4 protein-coding genes are annotated in these 3,184 nt (G+C 64.0%); all 4 read left to right on the top strand.

Translation table 11 applies throughout. From position 1 onward, the window contains the following. Positions 1–729, top strand: a 729-nt coding sequence (locus EN984_RS27950; RefSeq protein WP_127384108.1) for a glycosyltransferase family 2 protein, incomplete at its 5' end; no start/stop codon positions are given. Then, positions 729–1,679, top strand: coding sequence for a glycosyltransferase family 2 protein (locus EN984_RS27945; RefSeq protein WP_127270881.1), 951 nt, complete (start codon positions 729–731; stop codon positions 1,677–1,679). The genes EN984_RS27950 and EN984_RS27945, both read left to right, overlap by 1 nt. Beyond that, entirely contained in the window at positions 1,669–2,637 is a 969-nt protein-coding gene (locus tag EN984_RS27940) for a glycosyltransferase family 2 protein (protein ID WP_127269744.1), read from the top strand. Before EN984_RS27945 ends, EN984_RS27940 begins: the two co-directional genes overlap by 11 nt. A gap of 74 nt (positions 2,638–2,711) precedes the next feature. After that, a partial coding sequence (locus EN984_RS27935) for a UTP--glucose-1-phosphate uridylyltransferase (RefSeq protein ID WP_164765694.1) occupies positions 2,712–3,184 on the top strand: 473 nt, incomplete at its 3' end.

The raw sequence follows: 3,184 nt of genomic DNA, 5'->3' as shown, positions 1-3,184 counted from the left end.
GGTGCCGACTATCTCATCCGCATCGATGCGCATGGCGGTTATCCCGACGATTATTGCGACCGGCTGGTCGAGGAAGCCTTGGCCACGGGCGCGGATTCGGTTGTCGTTTCGATGCTGACCAGAGGCAGCGGTGCCGTGCAGAAGGCGGCCGCCGCGGCGCAGAACTCCAAGCTCGGCACCGGCGGCTCGAAGCATCGGCATCTTTCGCAGGGACAGTGGATCGATCACGGCCATCATGCACTGATGCGGATATCGGCATTCGGCGCCGTCGGCGGCTACGACGAAGCGTTCAGCCATAACGAGGACGCCGAGCTCGATTATCGCCTGCGCAAGGCGGGCTACAAGATCTGGATGAGTGGCAAGACGCAGATGGTCTACTATCCGCGCGCCTCGCTCTCAGGCCTCTATTTCCAGTATCTCGGCTACGGTCGCGGGCGTGCCAAGAATGTGCTGAAGCACCGCGTCATCCCAAAGATCCGGCAGATGGTGCCGCTGGCGGTCTTCCCGGTGGTTCTTCTTGCGGCCTTCTCATTCGTGCATTGGATTGCGGCAGTGCCTTTGTTGCTGTGGGTGTCGGTGTGCCTGGGCTACGGACTGGTGACGGCTATCCGCCAGCGCAAGGCTGACGTTGCGCTGGCCGGTGTCTCGGCCATGGTCATGCATCTTGGCTGGTCGGTTGGCTTCTGGCTGCAGCTTCTCGGCCTCGGCTCGCGACGCGGAGTGGCCTGATGGCGGTGTCGGCAAAGAACCGCAGCATCGACATCGGCGTCTGCACGTTCCGCCGGCCGGAGCTGGCTGACACGCTGCGCTCGCTCGACGCCATGGAGATGCCGGCGGGATTCGATATCCGCATTATCGTCGCCGACAATGACGACACCCCGACGGCCCGTGACCTGGTGGCGGCGCTGTCGCGGGAATTGACGGTGCCGATCCACTATCGGCATGCCCCGGCGCGCAACATCTCGATCGCCCGCAATGCCTGCCTCGATGCGAGCACAGCGGATTTCGTCGCCTTCATTGATGATGACGAAACGGCCACGCCTCAATGGCTCGCTGAATTGGTCGCGATGGCGCAGCAAAGCGGTGTCGCCGTCGTGCTCGGCCCGGTCAGGGCGCGCTATCGCCCGGATGCGCCGGACTGGATGCGGCGCGGCGATTTCCATTCGACCTTGCCCATCTGGGTGCGCGGCGAGATCCGCACCGGCTACACCTGCAATGTTCTGCTGCGGATGGGCTCGGACAGCCTGCGCGGCCGCCGCTTCAGCCTGGCGCGTGGCCAGACCGGCGGCGAGGACACCGAATTCTTCGACCAGATGCACAAGGCCGGCGGCCGCATCGCCTTCGCGCCCAAGGCGTGGGTCGACGAGGTGGTGCCGCGCTCAAGGGCGGCATTCGAATGGCTCGGCCGCCGCCGCTTTCGCGTCGGCCAGACGCATGGCCATCTCCTGGGCAGTAGCGCCAGCAGCATCGGCCTGGTCAAGCAGGTCGGCCTGGCCTCGGCAAAGGCCATCTATTGCTTCGCCTCGGCACTTCCGGTCGTCGTCAGTCCAGTCCGCAGGAACCGCAGCGTGCTGCGCGGCATTATGCATGTTGGTGTCGTCAGCGGCCTCGTCGGCATCCGCGAAATTCGCCTCTATGGCCAGCCGTCGCCACAGGAGGGAGGCAAGCGTGCAGCCTGACGTCAGCTCTGTCCCGGATGTTTCCTTCGTTATTGCCGCCTACAACGCCGAGGCGACCCTTGATCGGGCGATTGCCAGCGCCATCGCCCAGAAGGGTGTCAGCGTCGAAATCATCGTCGTCGACGACAAGTCGCGCGATGCGACGCTCGACGTGGCGCGGGCCTACCCCGGGGATATCGTCCGTGTCGTCGCCCTGGCCAGCAACCGCGGCCCTGGCGGCGCCAGGAATGCCGGCCTCGACGCCGCCCGCGGCAGATGGATCGCGGTTCTCGATTCCGACGACGCGGTCTTTCCCGGCCGGCTCGCGGCCATGATCGCTCGTGCCGAAAGCGCGGATGCCCAGATCGCCGTCGACAATCTGCAGGTCGTTCGCGAGGACGGCGTCATCGAGGACGCGATGTTTCCGCGGCAATATCTGGAAGGCTTGCGCGAGATTTCGCTGGCCACCTACATCGCCGGCAACGTCGTCTTCGAATCCAAGTTCAACCTCGGCTATCTCAAGCCGATCTTCCAGCGCGAGTTCCTGAACGAACACCGGCTTCGCTATGACGAAAAGCTGAGGATCGGCGAAGACTACATCCTGTTTGCCGGCGCCCTGGCCAAGGGCGGAAAATGCGTCGTCGAGCCCGATATCGGCTATGCCTATCATATCCGCAGCGGCTCCATCTCGCGCGTGCTCGAGCTTCACCACGTCGAAGCGATGCGCAGGGCGGATGCCGTGTTCGCTCAAACCCATCGGATGGATGAGGCCGCGCAGGCCGCGTTTGCACGGCGCGGCCGCAGCCTGCGCAAGGCGGCATCGTTTCTGTCACTGGTACAGCACATCAAGGCGCGGTCCCCGCTCAAGGCGATCCGGACTGCGCTCAGCGACCCGGCGGCGGTCAGGCATATGGGCATGCCGATCGCCGTGCGGTTGCGAAGAATGGCGGCACAATTTGCCGTTGGGGCGGGGAGGTGAAGATGCAGGCACATGGAGGGATTTTTCGTGGCCTGTGAATGGACTGAAGTCGATCTCCTCAGAAGGAATTTGCGATGAAGAAAATCAGGAAGGCCGTGATACCGGTGGCGGGGCTTGGAACAAGATTCCTGCCGGCGACCAAGTCGATGCCAAAGGAAATGCTTCCCGTGGTCGACAGGCCTGTCGTGCAATATGCGGTGGACGAGGCCTTCGAGGCGGGCATCGAGCACATCGTCTTCGTGACTGGCCGCAACAAGGCGGTGATCGAGGACTATTTCGACCTGCATCCGGAATTGATCGGCACCCTGGAGCAGACCGGCAAGAAGACCCAGTTGGAGGCGCTCGAAAGCATGCTGCCTGTGGCCGGTGCCACCAGCTTCATCCGCCAGCAATCGCCGCAAGGCCTCGGCCATGCCGTCTGGTGCGCGCGCGAGGTTATCGGCAACGAGCCCTTCGCCTTGCTGCTGCCGGACATGGTGTCCTTCGGCGGGCGCGGATGCCTCGCCGAAACCGTCGAGCTTTATGAGCGCACGGGTGGCAACGTGAT

Origin of the sequence: Mesorhizobium sp. M7A.F.Ca.CA.004.12.1.1 (assembly GCF_003997835.1) — a bacterium.
Classification (GTDB): Bacteria; Pseudomonadota; Alphaproteobacteria; order Rhizobiales; family Rhizobiaceae; genus Mesorhizobium.
This window is presented reverse-complemented; position numbering and strand designations above follow the sequence as displayed.

Bases quoted from the DNA above. Each gene is read 5' to 3' on its own strand.
- EN984_RS27945 (WP_127270881.1), top strand. From the start codon at position 729: ATGGCGGTGTCGGCAAAGAACCGCAGCATCGACATCGGCGTCTGCACG.